The following is a 19,893-nucleotide window of genomic DNA, read 5'->3' as shown; positions in this document are numbered from 1 at the left end:
CATGCGGGTGTTTTTTGTTTTTTTCTCCTTTAAAAATTTAAGAATATGTTAATATAAATTCCCTTCCAAATTCCAGTTTCTCGTAATATAGTTGTAATGTAACTTTTCAACGCATTTTTACGACAAAAAAGTGAACGGAGGGGTTTCCCATGGAAGAAACCTTTCAGATATTATACGATGCATACCATCAAGATTTATATCAATTTTTATTTTATATGGTAAAAGATAAGTCGCAGGCTGAAGATTTGACGCAGGAAGTGTATATCCGCGTCTTGAATTCCTATCATACATTTGAAGGAAGAAGCAGTGAAAAAACATGGCTGTTGTCCATCGCACGCCATGTGGCGATTGACTGGTTCCGCAAGCAGCAGACGATCAGACAGCGTATTATGGGTACGTTTGATTGGGATACACAAGATGTCAGAGATCAGCATTTGCTTCCGGACGAACTCGCCGTACAGCATGAAAATGTCCGGGAAATTTATACCGCGCTTGATCATTGCACCATTGATCAAAGAGCTGTTATTATCTTGAGATTTATTCAGGGATATTCCATTCAGGAAACAGCCGCCGCTCTCCGCTTCTCGGAAAGCAAAGTCAAAACGACCCAACACAGAGGGCTCAAAATACTTCGGAAACAGATGGAGCTTTTGAGGGAGGAGCTAATGGATGATGAAGTCATATTGGAACGAAGAAAGAGTAGAGGAGTTGTTAAGACAACTTCCGGCGGTTAGAGATCATCGTTCACCCGAGGCCATTTACCGGAATATTGAAACGGGTAAACCGTACAGGAAAAAACCGGCCCGAAGCTGGATCGGCCCCGCCGCAGCCGGCATCTGCGCATTGTGCATCGCTCTGATTATTTCTCCTCACCTGATGACAAACAAATCTGCCGGTGATCTTACAGCTGACAGCGGTCAAGCTGAAAAAGCCAGTCAGTCAGCTGCTGTCAAGCCGGATCAGAAGACGTTTGTCGTTTCTAACGAAAACAAAAACAATTACATTACTTTGGCGTTTGCCGATTCAGATACATCCGCCGTCATTCCGGTCAGTTTTGAAAAAAAGAAGCCTGACGAATCGGTTTCAGAGGCATTATCTGATGCAGAAAACTTAGAAGTGCCCGAATCTTTCCTCTCTGTGCCGAACCTTTTGGACGGTGTGCAGGTAACGGCGGATAAGAAGGATTTGCTTGTGCAGGTAAACGGACGTCTTTCTATCGAATCAGCTGCCGATTCTGATTTATTGAAAAAGATGCTGAAAGAGACTTTGACATGGAGTCCTTACGAGCGGATTAAATTGAAAAAGGTTCAAAACGGAGACGGACAGGATTTTTATAAATCTTACGGCATTTCCGCTGAGATGTCCGTACATAAACAGACAAACCGGGCGTATTTTTCTTACAGCGACAGTCTGGGACAAGAGTATCTCATCCCGTCTGAACAAACCTATTATTCAGTATATCAGGCTATTGACGGGATGAAGACAACAGACGGAGGCGCACAGACCGCGAGCATTATAGAAGCAGATGCGATTGCATCGGTATCGGAAAGGGAAGACGGCGAGCAGCTGCGGATCCAATTGTCCGAAAAACATAAAGTTGAAGATTCGCTGGAAGGCATTTTAATGATCGAAGGGCTTTTGTTAACCGCGAAGGAATTCGGTTATTCTGAGGTGCTGTTCACACATGCGCACGCAAAGAAAATCGGTAATTATGATGTGACAAAACCGATTGCTGTGCCTGCCGCGCCTAATCCGCTTCCGACCCATTAAACGTAAAAAAACCCAAAACATATGAATGTTTTGGGTTTTCTGTTGGTTACGGAAGGTCAATCAGTTTAACGGAAACAATATCCTGAACCGAAGTCAGCTCATTGACGACTTTATCATCTAAATGTTTATCAAAAGAAAGCATCATAATGGCTTCTCCGCCTTTTTCTTTACGGCCCACCTGCATGGTAGCGATATTGATATCGTTATCGCCGAGGATGCGTCCGACGCGTCCGATTACACCAGTCGTATCCTGGTGCTGGATATAAACGAGGTGGCCGGCAGGATTTAAGTCAATATTAAAGCCGTTCAGTTCAACGATTCGTTCACCGAAGTGAGGGATATACGTAGCCGTTAACGTAAATGTGCTCCGGTCTCCGGTTACTTTTACGCTGATGCAGTTATCATATCCTGATTCATTGGAGGAAATCTTCTCGCTGAAGCTGATACCGCGTTCTTTTGCTACACCGCCGGCGTTTACTTCATTAACCGTTGAGTCTACACGCGGTTTTAAGAAACCGGACAGCAGGCTTTTTGTAATAAATGATGTTTCAAGTTTGGCGATGGTGCCTTCATATTGAATCGCAACATCTTTGACGGGTTCCTTCATACATTGTGACACGAGACTTCCGATTTTATCGGCAATTTGGTGATAAGGCTGGATTTTTTTGAATTCATCTTTTGTCATCGCAGGCAGGTTGATCGCTGACATGACAGGCAGACCTTTTGCAAACTGCAGCACTTCTTCAGAAACCTGTGCCGCGACATTCAGCTGTGCTTCTTTCGTTGAAGCGCCTAAGTGAGGTGTGGCGATCACCAGCGGATGGTCGGGAAGCTTTGATTCAACTGGCGGTTCCACTTCAAACACGTCAAGGGCAGCGCCTGCGACATGGCCGCTTTCCAGCGCTTCCAAAAGCGCCGCTTCATCAATAATGCCGCCTCTTGCGCAGTTGATAAGACGGACGCCTTTTTTCGTTTTGGCAATGGTTTCTCTGTTAAGCAATCCTTTTGTTTCCTTTGTTAAAGGCGTGTGGACGGTAATGATATCCGCGCTTTCAAGCACTTCTTCGAATGTCCGGCTGTTTACGCCGATTTTGCCGGCTCTCTCTTCGGTTAAGAAAGGATCGAATACATGAACCGTCATACCGAACGCTCTGGCGCGCTGGGCAATCTCGCTTCCGATCCGGCCCAGACCGACAATGCCTAAAGTCTTTCCGTAGAGCTCCGCCCCGACAAAAGCCGTCCGGTTCCATTCTCTTGATTTTACTGAGATATTGGCTTGCGGGATGTGTCTCATTAATGAAGAAATCATCGCGAATGTATGCTCTGCCGTTGAAATGGTGTTTCCATTCGGCGCGTTTATCACGATAACTCCATGTTTTGTGGCCTCATCAATGTCGATGTTGTCTACGCCGACACCGGCTCTGCCGACGATTTTTAAAGAAGTCATCTTTTTAAACAATTCTTCGGTTACTTTTGTGGCACTGCGGACTAACAGGGCATCAAAGGTATGTAATTCATCTTCTGCATCCGCGACGTTTTTTTGAACAATTTCTATAAAGTCTGATTCCATCAGCGGCTTTAAGCCGTCATTGCTCATCTTATCTGAGACCAAAACTCGAAACATTGTTAGATTTCCTCCTAGTTTAGCTGACTAAATATCTGATAATTTATCATATTCTCAATAGAGTGTCAATGTGTATTGACGCAGTAAAGGAGAAAAGGAAACCGCTGAATCAGCTGAAATTGGGCTTCCCCAATATTTTATTTAAATTTGAGCAGTTCTCTATACAATTACAATTTGATCATATATAATGTGAATAAATTCATAAGATCAATCTTCGGGGCAGGGTGAAATTCCCTACCGGCGGTGATGAGCGTCACGCTCTAAGCCCGCGAGCTGCTTCGGCGGCAGGATCCGGTGAGATTCCGGAGCCGACAGTATAGTCTGGATGGGAGAAGATGGAGGTTCAGCAGACGTTTTGATGCTTATATCAAACGTTTCTTTGCCAAGCCTTAGTAAGCTCCCGCTTTTTAACAAAAGCGGTTTTTTTATTGGGGCGCAAAAGAACCTTTCCTCTTTTCGAGAGATTTGATCGAAAAGGAGAGAGCATTGTGAAAGTAAAAAAATTAGTTGTCATCAGTATGCTTAGCAGTATTGCGTTTGTGCTTATGCTGTTAAATTTCCCGTTTCCGGGGCTGCCGGATTACTTGAAAATTGATTTCAGTGACGTTCCTGCAATTATCGCCATTTTGGTTTACGGGCCTGCGGCGGGGATTGCGGTTGAAGCGATTAAAAATATTCTGCAGTATATCATTCAAGGAAGCATGGCCGGCGTGCCTGTCGGGCAGGCAGCCAATTTTATCGCGGGGACGCTGTTTATTCTGCCGACGGCGTTTATGTTTAAAAAGCTCAATTCTGCAAAAGGGCTTGCAGTGAGCCTGCTGGCCGGAACCGCGGCGATGACCGTGCTGATGAGTATTTTGAACTATATTCTTATCCTGCCCGCGTATACTTGGTTTTTACATTCACCGGCATTGTCAAACAGCCAGTTGAAAACGGCGGTTGTCGCAGGAATTCTGCCGTTTAACATTGTAAAAGGCATTATCATCACCATCGTCTTTACGTTCATCTTTACGAAGCTGAAACCTTGGATTGAACAAAAACGCAGCATCCAAACACAATAAAGGCTTAAAGCGTCCGCTCTGTGAAGAACAGCCGGACGCTTTTTTTGTTTGTGCTGATCTGCAAAAAAATAAGACTCCGGCCGATAACAGCCGGAGTCTTATTCAGGACGAAAAAGCTCCTCTCACGGGGAGGGCTTTTTTATTCGTATTTCAGCGGGTCGCCTTCGAACGGTTCATCCGCAACTTTGATTGAATCAGTAGGGCATCCTTCAAATGCGTCAATCATATCTTCTTCCAGAACTTCTGGAACTTCGACGACACCTTTATTTTCGTCAAGCGTAACGAACGCAATGCCTTCATCATCATAATCATAAATGTCTGGTGCCGCAGCTCCGCAGGCGCCGCATGCAATACACGTATCTTTATCTACAATTGTGTACTTTGCCATGAATAAAACCTCCCAGATTGTTCGTGTTGGAACAAATGGTTTACCTTATATATTTTTAAATATAACACCTATTCCTCTTACTTATTGTAATGATGTTAGTGTCAAATTTCAACAGAAAAATGATTGAGAATGCTTATCACATAAGGGATTCTCTTTAGCACTTCCCCCTAAAAGATGACTTTAAACGTCAAATTTATATGAAAATCTGTTAAAATAAAAAGAACCAAAAAACGAAACTTGTCACAAAAGAAATGTAGGTGTGTTTAGATTGGCGATAAACTACTTTGATACCGTGGTTCTCGACTGTCTGGACAAAATAGACGGCGAACGGACTCCGAGTGCTGTGTTTCATTTATTAAAAGGAAAAAAGTCGTCTCAAACCATTCAGGATGCCGGCTTATTTCAGATCGCTAAATATTTCGGCATGGCTTCACAGTGTGAACGCGGCGATATTGCGGCTTCTATGCATAGACTCACCGAGAACTCATACATCACAGCCGGAAAAGAAGAGGGAACGCGGAAAGTGACTGCGCGCGGCGTTCAAAGGCTTGAACGGGCGTTTGCTGAGCGGCCTTGGCCGAAGCACTGCCACGGCGCAAATTATCAAACGCCTGCCGTCATCCTGTGGAGGCGGCTTTCCCTGCTCATTCAAGTCCTGTCAAACAAAGAGCATCAATGCAGTCAATATATCCCGGTTACCAACGATGTGCAGACGCTGAGATGGGTCAAATGGTTCATGCGGAAAAACAGAGATGCTAAAGAGCTTTCCGTACAAATGCACGACGCGCTGTTTCAGCTTCTGCAAGGCGTAAGTGAACGGCAGGCGCTTATTTTTGTCTATTCTTTAACTTCATTCAACAGAATCGGCAAAACGAATAAGCAGCTCGCTCTCCAGCTGAACGAAGATGAATGGTATGTGTCCGTCCAGTTTTGGGGAGCGGTACATTATGTTATTCAATCGCTTCCGCAATGTGCATATCCCGCTCTGCGCGAGCTGTTGTCCGATCTGCAGGCGGAAAGCGCGCTGACACAGTCTGCCAGAAAAACCTTTGAGCTGTTGGAAAAAGGGTTTCCGATTGAACGGATCGCCGCGGTCAGAAATTTAAAAACCGCCACAATCGAAGATCATATCGTAGAAATATCATTGCATCAGCCTGCATTTTTTATAGAACAGTATCTTTCTGAAGAGGAACAGCGTATGATAACGGCATTTGCAAAACAGCATCAAACAAATAAAATTAAACGGATTCGCGAAGGAATGCAGATGCGCTTCAGCTATTTCCAGATCAGGCTGGCGCTGGCAAAGACGGTGAATCAGCATGACTGAGCTGCATAAAGCTTTATCCAGATATTTTGGTTTGCATTCCTTTAAAAAAGGGCAGGAAGAGATTATGACTAGCGTGCTCCAAAAAAAGGATACGATCGCCATGCTTCCGACCGGCGGGGGGAAATCATTATGCTATCAGCTCCCGGGTTACATGATGGACGGGCTGGTGCTGATTATTTCACCGCTTCTTTCATTAATGGAAGATCAGGTGCAGCAGCTGAAAGCAAAAGGAGAAAAGCGGGTTGCGGCATTAAACAGCATGCTGAATTCCGCAGAGCGGCATTTTATTCTCAGCAACATCAGCCGGTATAAATTTCTCTATATGTCTCCTGAAGCCCTTTCTTCACCTTATGTACTGAACCGTTTGAAAAACGTTCCGGTCAGTTTATTTGTTATTGATGAGGCTCATTGCATATCGGAATGGGGACATGATTTCAGGCCTGATTATTCGAAGCTCGGGCCTTTCAGACAGGCACTCGGAAAGCCGCCTGTATTGGCGCTGACTGCAACAGCGACAAAAGAAACGCTCAGAGACGTGACGGATGTGCTCGGACTTGAGCATGCGGTGCGTCATCTTTATTCAGTCAACCGGCCGAATATTCTCCTGGCGGCAGAACATTTGGCTGATAATGCCGAAAAAATAAACAGGCTCACGGAGCTTGCCGAAAAGCTTGAAGGCCCCGGTATCATATATTGTCCGACCAGAAAATGGGCGGAAGAGCTTGCGGCTGAGCTGAATGAAAAAACGGGAAAGCGGACGGATTATTATCACGGCGGAATGGATACAGGGGACAGAATCTTGATCCAGCAGCAATTTATCCATAACCAGCTTGATTGCATCTGCTGTACCAATGCGTTCGGCATGGGTGTGGATAAGTCAGATATCCGCTTTGTCATTCACTTTTATCCTCCCCAAACGGCTGAGGCCTTTATGCAGGAAATCGGCAGAGCGGGACGCGACGGCAGCCCGAGTGTCAGTATTTTGCTGAGGGCGCCCGGCGATACCGAGCTTCAGCAGCAGATTATTCAGACAGAAAGCCTGTCTGATTATGATCTGGAAGGCATTTTGGCCGTCATACGGGATGCCGGTACGGATGATGAGCGAAAGCTTCGGGACGTTCTGATCAATAAAGGCGTCCAGGAAACACAGGCGCGAACGGCCGTCCATCTGTATCTGCAAGGAAAAACCACAAAAGAGCAGCTGCAGGAAGAACTGACATACCGCGTGGAAAAGAAGCTGCGTAAAATGAACCGTTTTTCGGCGTTATTAGAGCGGAAAGAATGTATAAGAAAAGCGCTGCTGTCTTATTTTGATGAATCGTATGAGCCTGAAGGCCAAACCGGACAATGCTGCAGCAGCTGCGGACTTGATCTGGCTCCGTACGAGCAAAAAGGAGAACGGAAAAACATGGAACGGTTTGAAGATTGGAAGCTGGAATTAGGCCGGATTTTCGGTTCAGAGTCTGCGGGTGAGTTCAGCTGAGACGGCAAAGCGAATTGATCCAGCAGCTCTCAGACCGGGAGATTGTGATACAGCTGTATGCCACCCAATTGCTCATATTGGCGGTTTCAGCTGTTATCGGCTTTTTCTTTTTCACCGACATTCACGATTTTTTAAAGCTGTGGCATATACGTGACGATAATATCATATGGTACGGTGTAACTCTTGCCGTCCTTGTCATTTTTGCCGATCTGGCGGTGATGAAATGGTGTCCTTCGCATTTATATGATGACGGCGGCATTAATGTATTGCTTTTTAAGAACAGGCCGGTTCTGCACATTTTGTTTTTGACGCTTCTCATTTCGTTCAGCGAAGAGATTTTGTTCAGAGGCGTTCTGCAGACACATATCGGCTTATGGGCCGCCAGCTTCATTTTTACCGTGCTTCATTTCAGATACTTGGCGAAGTGGCTTCTGTTTATGATGGTTGCGGGCATCAGTCTTTTGCTGGGGCTTATCTATGAATGGACCGGCAATTTATTCGTTCCGGTTACAGCGCATTTTATTATTGATGCGGTATTTGCCTGTCAGATCCGTTTTCAATATGTTAGGAGGGGTTTGCATGACGGAAATGTCAAGAGTTGAAAGAAGAAAAGCTCAGCTGCGTGCCGAGCAGCAGGTTGCCGCGGCCGCGGATGAACAAATTGAATATCTTGAAGACAGCCTCCCGACAAGACAATCTGTAAAAGAGGAGCGTAAAAAAAAGGAAGAGCAGGTGAAGGAAAAAACCAAAACAAAAACGCCGCTGTTCACTTTTCTGACCGTCCTGTTCATTATCGTAACAATCGGTGTCTTTTTCGGTCTTCTTTATATGACGAACAGCAGCAGATTTGACCCGAAGGACTATGAAGATGTCTTCATAGACCACAGTGAAAGCGCGCCAGCCGTTATTCCGAAAGGCGCTCAGAAAGAAACGTCAGAAACCGCTCTTTTAGAACAACCGAAAAAAAAGTCTGACGACAAAGATAAGAAAGAAGCGGCTGCATCTGAAAAAACAAAAGAAAAACCAAGTGAAAAAACACCTGAAAAAACGGAAACGTCCTCAGAAAAACAAGTAAAGCCGACAGACACCGAATACGCGGAGACAAAACAGCAGTCTCCGCCGGCTGTCCGTGAAAAAGCGGCTCCGGCTGCCGCGAGTGATCAAGCCGGGACTGTCCCGAAAAAAATGCGGACCGTACAGCATACTGTACAGCCGAAAGAAACGCTTTACCGCATTTCAATGAAATATTATAAAAGCCGGGCGGGCGAAGAAAAAATCCGCAGCTACAACGGATTAAACGGAAACGACGTGTACACCGGCCAGGTTCTGAACATTCCGCTGTCTGATTAAAATAAATGCATGTTTTCACCGCGTTTTTCATATAGTGTAACAATGAAAACGGACAAGGTGTGAAGCGCATGGATTCTTTATGGAAGCAATTAGACCGATTTGCTGACGGACCGACGAAACAAATGCTTCAGGCGCTGGTGAAACGGAAATTAAAATACGAAAATTATGCCGCACAGTGCCGAAGATGGCAGTGGGCGTCCCTCGTTTGTTTTTCCCTGATGTGCATACTGCTGATGTTTAAAAGCTTTAACGCCCCCCAAGCCTCTCCGCAGCTGATCCTGCAGGAAATATTAGGCCATACGGTTTATTTGTGCTGGATTATGGCTTCCGCTTTTGCGTATTGCACTTCTTATTATTTTAAAAAAAAGGAAGAAAAAGCTGAGGGTGAATTTCATAAACTGAGATGTGAAATTATCCAAAAAAGCACGGATTTATGGCCCCAGCCTGAAAAATGGAGGGCGAGAGAATCTGTTTTTCACTTGATGAAACATCGGTATGATATCAATCTTTATTTTGAAAGCAAATAAAATGAGGCGTTTTCCGGAAAGGATAGAAACGTCTTTTTTTGTTTGTCCGTCTAATGTAAGACAATGACAGAATGGAGAGTGCGTTTATGAAGCTAACAGCGGGAATTCTCGGCTCATTGGCGGGAGCGGCTGCGGTTATGGCGGCCGTCATGTACAAAACGGCAAACGGCAGCCATCTGAAAACACATACATTTACGCTTGATAAAATGAAAGGGATGAAGCCGCTCACCATCTTCTTTATATCTGACGTGCACCGCCGTTTAATTGATGAAAAGCTTCTCCGCGAAGCGGCAGTTTATAAGCCGGATGCCGTTTTGCTCGGCGGTGATTTGGCGGAGGGCGGAGTTCCTTACGCCAGAATTGAAGAAAACATCAAACGTCTGACGGCTCTCGCGCCTGTCATTTATGTGTGGGGAAATAATGATTACGAGGTCAGCCAGCAAAAATTGCTCTCACTTTTACGGGGATACAAAGTGATTCCGCTGAGAAATGAATCGGTTCAGTTTGCTTATAAAGGGGAAAACGTTACGATCTGCGGGGTGGATGATATCAGGATGATGATGGATGATTACGAAGCTGCAATCAGATATACGGATGCTGATAAAGTAAACCTCCTGCTTTGCCATAATCCTGACATCCATGAGCAGATGAGGGAGTCTGACGGGATTGACGCTGTGTTCAGCGGCCATACGCATGGCGGCCAAATCCGTTTCGGCCGGTTCGGACCGTACGAATTGGGCGGGACGGGAACGGTAAAAAAAGCGCATTACCTGATCAGCAACGGCTACGGGACGACAAAAGTTCCGCTGAGGCTCGGGGCGAAGCCGGAGACGCATATGATTACGCTGTGCGGACCGGATGAGCCGTTTTCCTGAAACAAATCCGGCCGCGGTGATAAAAAACGGCATTCTGCTTGTCTTCCCGCTGTACACGGTGTAAACTGATAACAAATTAAGAACCTATGACTCATTTATTCATATACTGTGTTATATGATTTGTGTGCAAGAAGAGGCAGGAGGGAACATTATGCGGCTTGAGCGTCTGAACTATAATAAGATTAAAATCTTTTTAACCCTCGACGATCTGACTGATCGGGGACTGACAAAAGAAGACCTCTGGAAGGACTCGTTTAAAGTCCACCAGTTATTTAAAGATATGATGAATGAAGCAAATACAGAGCTCGGCTTTGAAGCGAATGGTCCGATCGCGGTGGAAGTATATTCTCTTCAGGCACAAGGTATGGTTGTGATTGTAACGAAAAATCATGACGCGGACGCAGAAGATGACGAATATGACGATGATTATATCGAGATGCAGGTCAAACTTGACGAAAGCCCGGATATTATTTATCAGTTCCATTCGTTTGAAGATATCATTCAGCTTGCCGGAAGCCTTCACCGAATCGGGATTACCGGCGGCACCGTCTACCACTATGAGAACCAATACTATGTAAGCCTTGAAGACCTCGGCTCCCGTTCCGCCGAAGGCGTCATCGCGGTGCTGGCTGAATACGGACACCCGGCGACAATTACGATTTACAGGCTCCATGAGTACGGAAAACTCATCATGGACGGCAATGCTGTGGAAACCATCCAGAAACATTTTTCATAAAAAAGATTTGAAACGGCAGCTGTTTTCAGCGGCCGTCTTTTTTTAAGCGAAATAATGGAAAAATCATTGTCTTTCTTCTATGCACGGAGATATTGAAGGTGTATACTAGTCACTGAAAGGGAGCATGAGAGAAACAGAAGATTTTAGGAGGTTAACTCAAATGGCAGCCGATCGATTCACCGGTCATAATGAAGAAGACAAACATGATGTATTAAAATCAACCCAAACCGTAATACATAAAGCTCTGGAAAAATTGGGGTATCCAGAAGAAGTGTATGAACTGCTGAAAGAGCCGCTCAGATTATTAACGGTTAAAATTCCTGTTCGGATGGATGACGGGTCTGTGAAAATATTTACAGGCTATCGTGCGCAGCACAATGATTCCGTAGGTCCGACAAAAGGCGGCATTCGTTTTCACCCGAATGTAACTGAAAAAGAGGTGAAAGCACTTTCCATCTGGATGAGTTTAAAATGCGGAATTATTGATCTTCCTTATGGCGGTGGTAAAGGCGGAATTGTTTGTGATCCGAGAAATATGTCATTCAGAGAGCTTGAAAGGCTGAGCAGGGGATATGTAAGAGCAATCAGTCAGATTGTCGGACCGACTAAAGACGTCCCGGCACCTGACGTATTTACAAACTCACAGATTATGGCTTGGATGATGGATGAATATTCAAGAATTGATGAATTTAACTCACCCGGCTTTATTACAGGAAAACCGCTTGTACTCGGCGGATCCCACGGCAGGGAATCAGCGACGGCAAAAGGCGTCACCATCTGCATAAAAGAAGCGGCTAAGAAAAAAGGTCTCGATATTCAGAACGCGCGTGTCGTCGTACAAGGTTTCGGAAATGCGGGCAGCTATCTGGCCAAGTTTATGCATGACGCCGGCGCGAAAGTTGTCGGAATTTCTGACGCGTACGGAGGCCTTTACGATCCGGACGGTCTTGATATTGATTATCTGCTTGACCGCAGAGACAGTTTCGGAACGGTGACGAAGCTTTTCAATGACACCATTACGAATCAGGAGCTGCTTGAGCTGGACTGTGATATACTTGTCCCGGCGGCGATCGAAAACCAAATTACAGAAGAAAACGCTGACCGCATCAAAGCGAAAATCGTGGTAGAAGCGGCAAACGGACCGACGACACTGGAAGGAACGAAAATCCTGACAGACAAAGGAACGCTGCTGGTTCCCGATGTTCTGGCGAGCGCCGGCGGTGTAACGGTTTCTTATTTCGAATGGGTTCAAAACAACCAGGGCTTCTACTGGAGTGAAGAAGAAGTCGAGGAAAAACTGGAAAATATGATGATAAAATCGTTTAATAATATTTATGAAATGTCCCAAAACCGCCGGATTGACATGAGGCTTGCGGCTTACATGGTCGGCGTGCGGAAAATGGCTGAGGCTTCGCGTTTCAGAGGCTGGATATAAACCAATCGTTTGCATAAACAAAAAAAATCTCCTATGATAATATAGGAGATTTTTTATATGAGTGGAAACTTATGATGGAAATGCCAATCGCAGGAGTTGAAGGACATGACAGAAGAAAAAGCAATTATAATAGGCGGAGGTCCTTGCGGATTATCGGCGGCTATACATCTGAAGCAAATTGGCGTGAACGCGCTTGTGATCGAAAAAGGGAATGTCGTAAACAGCATTTATAACTATCCGACCCACCAAACTTTTTTCAGTTCAAGTGAAAAATTGGAGATCGGCGATGTCGCCTTTATTACGGAAAACAGAAAACCGGTCCGAATACAGGCTCTCTCTTACTACAGAGAGGTTGTCAGAAGAAAAGAGCTGCGCGTAAACGCCTTTGAAACGGTGGAACGCGTAACGAAACAGGAAGACGGCCGTTTTCTTGTAGAAACGTCAAAAGACCGCTACCTCACTCCGTTTTGTATCATTGCGACAGGATATTATGATCATCCGAATTATATGAACATACCGGGTGAAGGGCTTCCTAAGGTATTTCATTACTTTAAAGAAGGCCATCCTTATTTTGATAAAGATGTTGCTGTGATCGGCGGGAAAAACTCAAGTGTGGACGCGGCTTTGGAACTCGTGAAGTCCGGTGCGCGCGTCACGGTGCTCTACAGAGGACATGAGTATTCCCCGAGCATCAAGCCGTGGATTCTGCCTGAGTTTGAGGCCCTTGTCAGAAACGGCACAATCCGGATGGAATTCGGCGCTTGTCTTGAAGAAGTGACGGAAGATGAAATCATTTTCCGCTCCGGCCGAAATGAGACGGTCCGGCTGAAAAACGATTTCGTATTTGCCATGACGGGGTACCATCCCGATCACGGTTTCCTCGAAAAAATCGGGGTGCAGATTGATGCTGAATCAGGCCGGCCGTTTTTCCGGGAAGAAACGATGGAAACAAATGTTGACGGTGTTTTTATCGCCGGAGTCATTGCGGCTGGAAATAACGCCAATGAAATTTTTATCGAGAACGGCCGTTTTCACGGCGGCTTGATCGCAAACGAAATATCAAAACGGCTGGGTGCAGAGAGCATATGATCATTCATATGCTCTTTTTTAAAAAATTGAAAGATGTAAAAATATGAACAACATGGTACCATAGATATAGGAATATAAAGGAAAGAGGTTGCCTGATGTTTGCAATCATCTCTGCAGGAATTGCTCCCGGCATTGCGCTGTTAAGCTATTTTTATTTAAAAGATCAGTATGACAATGAACCTGTACATATGGTGCTGAGGTCTTTTTTTCTCGGGGTTGTCCTTGTGTTTCCGACCATGTTTATCCAATATGTTCTTGAAAAAGAGCATGTGGGGGGAGGAAGCTTTTTCGTTTCGTTTTTGTCTTCGGGATTTTTGGAAGAATCGGTGAAATGGTTCGTTCTGATGATCAGTGTGTACCCGCATGCTCATTTTGATGAGCATTATGACGGAATCGTTTACGGGGCCAGTGTGTCTTTAGGCTTTGCCACACTTGAAAATATTCTGTATTTATTCGGCCACGGCGTTGAGCATGCTTTTATAAGAGCGCTTCTGCCGGTCTCCTGCCATGCGCTGATCGGAGTGATTATGGGATTTTATCTCGGAAAAGCCCGCTTTTCGCAGAAAAAAGCCCGTGTCAAATGGCTTGTGATTTCGCTGGCCGTGCCTTCATGTCTGCACGGTTCTTACGATTTTATTCTTACCGCCCTCAATCATTGGGTATATTATATGCTGCCGTTTATGCTGTTTTTATGGTGGTTCGGGCTGCGAAAGGCAAAAAAAGCACGCTCCGTCAATATGATCCAAGTGTGAAGAAACCGCGCATCGCGTGCGGTTTCTTTTTTTATGCCTTGATGAGGGATAAGAAGGAAACGGTGTATAAAAATATCCGCGTGACAGACAATACGGATACACTTTAAATTTTGCAGTAGGAGGCTTGAAGAGATGAAGTGCAAAGGAGCCTTTATGGCATGTCTCATTCTATTTTCTTTCGCCGCCGCTTTCTTCGATCATCATGAAACGGTTCATGCGTTTTCAAATCAAGTGATTCAAAGAGGCGCGACGGGTGATGATGTTATAGAATTGCAGGCCCGTCTTCAATATAACGGATTTTATAACGGGAAAATCGATGGTGTTTACGGCTGGACCACATACTGGGCCGTGAGAAATTTTCAGGAGAAATTCGGCATGAAGCCGGTTGACGGCCTAGTCGGGGCGAAAACCAAACAGGTGCTGATTTCAAAATCAAAATATTACCGTGAATATGTAATGGAGCAGATCCAAAAAGGGAATACGTTCACTCATTATGGCAACGTCCCATTGGAAAACCAAACAAAACCGAGAGCCGGAGCGCAGAAGCCGGCGGGAACGAATAAGCCTGCTCAAAAGCCGCAAAACAATACAGGCGGTCAGTCAAATCAAAAGCAAAATACGACAGCGGCCAATATGCCTGGCGGTTTCTCAAACAACGACATCAATCTTCTGGCGCAGGCTGTGTACGGGGAAGCGCGCGGTGAGCCGTTTGAAGGACAGGTTGCCATTGCCGCGGTTATTTTAAACCGTATTAAAAGCCCGTTATTTCCGAATACGGTGGCCGGCGTCATTTTCGAACCGCTCGCGTTTACCGCCGTTGCCGACGGCCAAATATACATGCAGCCGAATGAAAGAGCAAAAGAAGCGGTTCTTGATGCGATTAACGGATGGGACCCTTCTGAAAACGCGCTTTATTATTTCAATCCTGATACGGCGACAAGCAAATGGATTTGGGGACGTCCGCAGATTAAAAGAATCGGAAAGCACATTTTCTGTGAGTAAAAGTACGCAAAATGAGGTGTTAACATGATTAGAGGAATCATTATCGCTGTTCTCGGTGTCGCGATCGCCGCAACCGGATACTGGGGATATAAAGAGCATCAGGAAAAAGATGCGGTCCTTCTGCACGCGGAAAATAATTATCAGAGGGCTTTTCATGAACTGACGTACCATGTTGATCAGCTTCACGACAAAATCGGGACGACGCTTGCGATGAACAGTAAAAAATCTCTGTCTCCGGCGCTCATTGATGTATGGAGAATTACATCTGAAGCGCATAACAATGTGAGCCAGCTGCCCCTGACTCTCATGCCTTTTAATAAGACGGAGGAGTTTTTATCCAATATAGGAGATTTCAGCTATAAAACATCCGTCCGGGATTTAGACCAAAAACCGCTTGATAAGAAAGAATATACAACACTGAACAGCCTGTACAAACAGGCGGAGAACATTCAAAACCAGCTTCGCAGCGTTCAGCATCTCGTCATGAGCAAAAATTTACGGTGGATGGATGTTGAAATGGCGCTCGCCTCTGACAAAAAACAAAGCGATAATACGATCGTCGACAGCTTTAAAACAGTCGAAAAAAATGTAGGCGCTTTTTCTGAAGGCAGCATCAGCCCCACATTTACGGGAGCAAATACAGAACGAAAAGGTTTTACGCATCTGAAAGGAAAACAAATTACGGAAAAAGAAGCGGTAAAAATCGCACAACGGTTTGCGCCTGATCATAATTATTCCATTAAAGTGGTCAAAAGCGGCCGGAAGACGAATCGGGATGTATACAGTATCCGCATGAATGACGCGGATCACAAATCTTTTATCTATATGGATATTACCCAAAAAGGGGGACATCCTGTCTATTTGATTCAAAAACGGGCCGTGAAGAAACAAAAGATCAGCCTCAATGAAGCATCTAACCGGGCTGTCGCGTTTTTAAAGAAAAACGGATATGAAACAAAAGGCCTCGAAATTGATGAAAGCGCGCAATATAATAACATCGGCGTCTTTTCTTTTATTCCCGTGGAGAAAAACGTCCGCATTTATCCGGAAGCCATCCGAATGAAAGTGGCGCTGGATGATGGTGAAGTCGTCGGTTTTTCCGCGCGTGATTACCTGGCGGCGCACCGCACGAGAACGATTCCGGCTCCCGCTTTGTCAGCTGATGAAGCGAAAGCGAAGCTGAATAAAAATGTTGAAGTGCGGGAGACCCGGCAGGCGCTGATCACGAATGAACTCGGTCAGGAAGTGCTTTGCTACGAAATGCTCGGGACGATCGGGAAAGACACGTATCAAATGTTCATTAATGCGGATGACGGAAAAGAGGAAAAAATAGAAAAATTAAAAAGTGCAGAGCCTATATATAAAGACCTATAAAAATAAAGGAGGAAAGGACTAAAAGTCTTTTCCTTTTTTTCATTACATGCTTTAATAAAAGCATAAATAATGAAAGAGTGAAGGCCATGATAGCTGTCGGAGATTATATTTGGATTGAATACATAGAGAACAATGAGCCCAAAAAAGCGAGGAGTAAAGCAGTAAGCGTTGAAAACGGCGAACTCCACATCTCATATCCCGTCGATCTGGATTCGGGACGGACGGTCTTTTTGCATAAAGGATTGGAAATAACAGCGGAATTTATGGGGAATGGCCAAGTACCGTATCAATTTAAAAGCATAATTAAAGGAAAGAAAAAAGAACCCATCCCGATGATCGGATTGGACATCCCCCCTCAGGAGGAAATGAAGCGGATTCAAAGACGCCGATACGTCCGTGCAGACGCAGTATTGGATGTATCCGTCAAAATGGAAGCGAAAAAAACCGCTTTTCAAACGGTTTCCTCTAATATCAGCGCCGGCGGAATCGCTGTTGTGATGCCTGAGCATATTTCCGCGGAACCAGGTGAAAAGCTGTATGTCTCATTTTCTCTTCCCGGCAAGGAAAATGAGGCGGATATAACGGCCGAGGCTCTTACCCAGCGGATTTTTTATGATGAAAAGGCGGATAAACAAAAAATGACGCTTGAATTTACAGAAATCGGCCCCGCAGCGCAGCAGCTTTTACTCCAATATTGTATGCGCGCGCAGCTGCAGCAGAGAAGAAACAGTCTGTCGGAATAAACAGCAGCGCACTTTTCCATACTAATCCTAATGGAGGTGCGCGTGTATGAAAACGTTTGAACGTCTGCTGGTCAAATTGGTCTGCATTCAGCTTATAATTTTGGGCGCGGTGCAGTTTTTGCTTCATTATCAGCCTATTGAACCTTATATTTCGAAAGCTGTGAAATATGAGGGAGTTGATAAAATGGAGAAAAAAGAATGGATTGAAACGGTAAAGCGGTAAATCAGCTCAATTTTTTCGCCCCTTTTCCGGCAGTTCATGATACAATCCATAGAGGAGTAAAGAGCAAGGAGAGAGATTATGGACAAGAAATTATCAATTGCGATCGACGGGCCGGCCGCTGCCGGAAAAAGCACCGTTGCTAAAATAGTAGCTGAGAAAAAATCATATGTGTACATTGATACAGGGGCGATGTATCGTGCCATTACATATACGGCGCTCAAGCAGAATGCCGATTTAACCGATGAAGCCGCGCTTACAGAGCTTTTGAAGCGTACGGAAATTGAGCTTGTATCCGCTCCGGAAGGACAAATCGTTCTCGTAAACGGAGAAGATGTGACAGAAGAAATCCGAAAAGACGAAGTCAGCAACCAAGTATCCATCGCCGCCAAGCATAAAGGCGTCAGAGAAGAAATGGTCAAAAGACAGCAGCAGCTCGGACAAAAAGGCGGTGTCGTCATGGACGGCCGTGATATCGGTACTCACGTGCTGCCTGATGCCGAAGTGAAAATTTTTCTGCTCGCGTCCGTAGAGGAAAGAGCGAAGCGCCGATATGAAGAGAATAAGAAAAAAGGCTATGACGTGAATTACGAGACGCTCATTGAAGAAATTGCCAGACGCGACAAACTCGATTCAGAGAGGGAAGTTTCCCCGCTGCGCAAAGCGGAAGACGCGATTGAAATCGATACGACGTCACTCAGCATTGCCGAAGTCGCAGGAAAAATTCTGGAGATCGTCGAACAGAAATCACGTTAACTTCGGGCGGAGCGCTTTTTAATTTTTTTCAAAAGACAAGATGTTATTGCTTGACAAACCAGTCCTTTTATTAGAAGTTAATACTAATAAAACTTTTTATTGATCATTCAAAATCTTTTTTGGATGATTCTTTAATACATATTCGGCTGAAAAGCGGACATTCACATGTTCAGCTTTCAAACCGTATTAATTAAGCTGTGTAGGTTTGGACCAAGGAGGTTATTCAAATGACAGAGGAAATGAATCAAATTGATGTTCAAGTGCCAGAGGTTGGAGATGTAGTAAAAGGGATTGTGACAAAGGTAGAGGACAAGCATGTAGATGTCGAAATTGTCAATGTCAAACAGTCCGGAATCATTCCAATCAGTGAATTATCAAGTCTTCATGTAGAGAAAGCATCGGATGTCGTAAAAGTTGACGACGAGCTTGACCTGAAAGTAACAAAAGTGGAAGACGATGCTTTGATTTTATCTAAACGTGCCGTTGATGCTGACCGCGCTTGGGAAGACCTTGAAAAAAAATTCGACACAAAAGAAGTGTTTGAAGCTGAAGTGAAAGATGTGGTGAAAGGCGGTCTCGTCGTTGATATCGGCGTTCGCGGCTTCATTCCCGCATCACTTGTCGAAGCTCATTTCGTCGAGGATTTCACTGACTATAAAGGGAAAACCCTCTCTCTTATCGTCGTTGAACTCGACCGTGATAAAAACCGGGTGATTCTGTCACACCGGGCTGTAGTGGAAAAAGAACAGACAGCCAAAAAGCATGATTTTCTCCAAACGCTTGAAGTTGGAAGCGTGCTTGAAGGAAAAGTGCAGCGTCTGACTGATTTCGGCGCATTTGTCGACATCGGCGGAATTGACGGGCTTGTTCATATTTCGCAGCTGTCTCATTCACACGTCGAAAAACCGTCTGACGTGGTGGAAGAAGGTCAGGACGTAAAAGTGAAAGTGCTGTCCGTAGACCGCGATAACGAGCGTATTTCTTTATCTATTAAAGAAACGCTGCCGGGACCTTGGAGCCAGATCGGCGAAAAGGTAAAACAGGGAGATGTGCTTGAAGGAAAAGTGCAGCGCCTTGTAAGCTTCGGCGCCTTCGTTGAAATTCTTCCGGGCGTGGAAGGACTTGTGCACATTTCGCAAATTTCCAATAAACATATCGGAACCCCGCATGAAGTGCTTGAAGAAGGACAGACTGTTAAAGTGAAAGTGCTGGACGTGAACGAAAGCGAAGAGCGCATTTCCTTAAGCATGCGTGAGCTTGAAGAAGCGCCGAAAGCCGATCAGGAGGACTTCCGTCAATACCAGGCGAAAGAAGAGCCGAGCACCGGCTTCCAGCTTGGCGATTTAATCGGAGACAAGCTTAATAAATTAAAATAAATTGG

At 45.1% G+C, this 19,893-nt stretch carries 21 protein-coding genes and 1 riboswitch; of the genes, 19 read left to right on the top strand and 2 right to left on the bottom strand.

Annotation, left to right across the window (positions count from 1 at the left end; genetic code table 11):
• Nucleotides 1-149: 149 nt before the first annotated feature.
• Together sigX and HAP68_RS10995 are read left to right on the top strand one after the other, a co-directional pair.
• Complete coding sequence (gene sigX / locus HAP68_RS11000) at nucleotides 150-734, top strand: RNA polymerase sigma factor SigX (RefSeq protein WP_003153399.1); 585 nt, start codon at nucleotides 150-152, stop codon at nucleotides 732-734.
• On the top strand, nucleotides 670-1,770 hold the full coding sequence (locus HAP68_RS10995; RefSeq protein WP_014305327.1) for a hypothetical protein: 1,101 nt from the start codon (nucleotides 670-672) through the stop codon (nucleotides 1,768-1,770). The genes sigX and HAP68_RS10995 overlap by 65 nt, the downstream gene beginning before the upstream one ends.
• Before the next feature lie 46 nt (nucleotides 1,771-1,816).
• On the opposite strand, the gene serA is transcribed toward HAP68_RS10995, so the two are convergent.
• Nucleotides 1,817-3,394, bottom strand: a complete 1,578-nt coding sequence (gene serA, locus HAP68_RS10990) for a phosphoglycerate dehydrogenase (protein WP_003153401.1) — start codon at nucleotides 3,392-3,394, stop codon at nucleotides 1,817-1,819.
• Nucleotides 3,395-3,600: 206 nt separating this feature from the next.
• Nucleotides 3,601-3,735, top strand: a riboswitch (FMN riboswitch).
• A 147-nt stretch (nucleotides 3,736-3,882) separates the two neighbouring features.
• On the opposite strand from serA, the gene HAP68_RS10985 reads away from it, so the two are divergent.
• Nucleotides 3,883-4,455: an ECF transporter S component gene (locus HAP68_RS10985; RefSeq protein WP_003153402.1), complete on the top strand. Its 573-nt coding sequence runs from the start codon at nucleotides 3,883-3,885 to the stop codon at nucleotides 4,453-4,455.
• Between the two features lie 139 nt (nucleotides 4,456-4,594).
• Here the strand turns inward: HAP68_RS10985 and HAP68_RS10980 are convergent, their stop codons facing one another.
• Nucleotides 4,595-4,843 (bottom strand): ferredoxin, encoded by a 249-nt coding sequence (locus HAP68_RS10980; protein ID WP_003153403.1) that lies wholly within the window; start codon nucleotides 4,841-4,843, stop codon nucleotides 4,595-4,597.
• Nucleotides 4,844-5,111: 268 nt separating this feature from the next.
• Here HAP68_RS10980 and HAP68_RS10975 point away from each other — a divergent pair, with 268 nt between their 5' ends.
• The 16 genes from HAP68_RS10975 (at nucleotide 5,112) to rpsA (ending at nucleotide 19,888) form a co-directional block, all read left to right on the top strand.
• Entirely contained in the window at nucleotides 5,112-6,170 is a 1,059-nt protein-coding gene (locus HAP68_RS10975) for a YpbB family protein (protein ID WP_014305325.1), read from the top strand.
• Nucleotides 6,163-7,653: a RecQ family ATP-dependent DNA helicase gene (locus HAP68_RS10970; RefSeq protein ID WP_014305324.1), complete on the top strand. Its 1,491-nt coding sequence runs from the start codon at nucleotides 6,163-6,165 to the stop codon at nucleotides 7,651-7,653. Before HAP68_RS10975 ends, HAP68_RS10970 begins: the two co-directional genes overlap by 8 nt.
• Nucleotides 7,654-7,667: 14 nt before the next feature.
• Nucleotides 7,668-8,255: a CPBP family intramembrane glutamic endopeptidase gene (locus HAP68_RS10965; protein WP_014305323.1), complete on the top strand. Its 588-nt coding sequence runs from the start codon at nucleotides 7,668-7,670 to the stop codon at nucleotides 8,253-8,255.
• Entirely contained in the window at nucleotides 8,233-9,003 is a 771-nt protein-coding gene (locus HAP68_RS10960) for a LysM peptidoglycan-binding domain-containing protein (RefSeq protein ID WP_003153409.1), read from the top strand. The genes HAP68_RS10965 and HAP68_RS10960 overlap by 23 nt, the downstream gene beginning before the upstream one ends.
• Before the next feature lie 68 nt (nucleotides 9,004-9,071).
• The gene (locus HAP68_RS10955) at nucleotides 9,072-9,530 is read left to right on the top strand and encodes a YpbF family protein (RefSeq protein WP_007409443.1); all 459 of its coding nucleotides are present in this window, start codon (nucleotides 9,072-9,074) and stop codon (nucleotides 9,528-9,530) included.
• Nucleotides 9,531-9,616: 86 nt separating this feature from the next.
• Nucleotides 9,617-10,405 carry a metallophosphoesterase gene (locus HAP68_RS10950; protein ID WP_024085540.1) on the top strand — a complete coding sequence of 263 codons (789 nt, stop codon included), beginning with the start codon at nucleotides 9,617-9,619 and terminating at the stop codon, nucleotides 10,403-10,405.
• Between the two features lie 151 nt (nucleotides 10,406-10,556).
• On the top strand, nucleotides 10,557-11,141 hold the full coding sequence (locus HAP68_RS10945) for a genetic competence negative regulator (protein WP_003153412.1): 585 nt from the start codon (nucleotides 10,557-10,559) through the stop codon (nucleotides 11,139-11,141).
• Between the two features lie 160 nt (nucleotides 11,142-11,301).
• Nucleotides 11,302-12,576, top strand: a complete 1,275-nt coding sequence (gene gudB, locus HAP68_RS10940; RefSeq protein WP_003153413.1) for an NAD-specific glutamate dehydrogenase — start codon at nucleotides 11,302-11,304, stop codon at nucleotides 12,574-12,576.
• A gap of 105 nt (nucleotides 12,577-12,681) precedes the next feature.
• Nucleotides 12,682-13,665: a YpdA family putative bacillithiol disulfide reductase gene (locus HAP68_RS10935; protein WP_024085539.1), complete on the top strand. Its 984-nt coding sequence runs from the start codon at nucleotides 12,682-12,684 to the stop codon at nucleotides 13,663-13,665.
• A 95-nt stretch (nucleotides 13,666-13,760) separates the two neighbouring features.
• The gene (prsW, locus tag HAP68_RS10930) at nucleotides 13,761-14,417 is read left to right on the top strand and encodes a glutamic-type intramembrane protease PrsW (protein ID WP_003153415.1); all 657 of its coding nucleotides are present in this window, start codon (nucleotides 13,761-13,763) and stop codon (nucleotides 14,415-14,417) included.
• A 132-nt stretch (nucleotides 14,418-14,549) separates the two neighbouring features.
• Nucleotides 14,550-15,419, top strand: coding sequence for a spore cortex-lytic enzyme (gene sleB, locus HAP68_RS10925; protein ID WP_015388061.1), 870 nt, complete (start codon nucleotides 14,550-14,552; stop codon nucleotides 15,417-15,419).
• Nucleotides 15,420-15,443: 24 nt separating this feature from the next.
• The gene (ypeB, locus tag HAP68_RS10920; protein ID WP_024085538.1) at nucleotides 15,444-16,793 is read left to right on the top strand and encodes a germination protein YpeB; all 1,350 of its coding nucleotides are present in this window, start codon (nucleotides 15,444-15,446) and stop codon (nucleotides 16,791-16,793) included.
• A gap of 86 nt (nucleotides 16,794-16,879) precedes the next feature.
• Nucleotides 16,880-17,536, top strand: a complete 657-nt coding sequence (locus HAP68_RS10915) for a flagellar brake protein (protein WP_015388063.1) — start codon at nucleotides 16,880-16,882, stop codon at nucleotides 17,534-17,536.
• Nucleotides 17,537-17,582: 46 nt separating this feature from the next.
• Nucleotides 17,583-17,759 carry a YpfB family protein gene (locus tag HAP68_RS10910; protein WP_003153420.1) on the top strand — a complete coding sequence of 59 codons (177 nt, stop codon included), beginning with the start codon at nucleotides 17,583-17,585 and terminating at the stop codon, nucleotides 17,757-17,759.
• Between the two features lie 78 nt (nucleotides 17,760-17,837).
• Nucleotides 17,838-18,512, top strand: coding sequence for a (d)CMP kinase (cmk, locus tag HAP68_RS10905; RefSeq protein ID WP_014305316.1), 675 nt, complete (start codon nucleotides 17,838-17,840; stop codon nucleotides 18,510-18,512).
• Between the two features lie 227 nt (nucleotides 18,513-18,739).
• Complete coding sequence (gene rpsA / locus HAP68_RS10900; RefSeq protein ID WP_003153426.1) at nucleotides 18,740-19,888, top strand: 30S ribosomal protein S1; 1,149 nt, start codon at nucleotides 18,740-18,742, stop codon at nucleotides 19,886-19,888.
• Nucleotides 19,889-19,893: the final 5 nt, after the last annotated feature.

Origin of the sequence: Bacillus sp. Bvel1, from assembly GCF_014872755.1 — a bacterium.
Classification (GTDB): Bacteria; Bacillota; Bacilli; order Bacillales; family Bacillaceae; genus Bacillus; species Bacillus velezensis.
The sequence above is the reverse complement of the archived record's forward strand: the minus strand, read 5'-3'. Positions and strand labels throughout refer to the sequence as shown.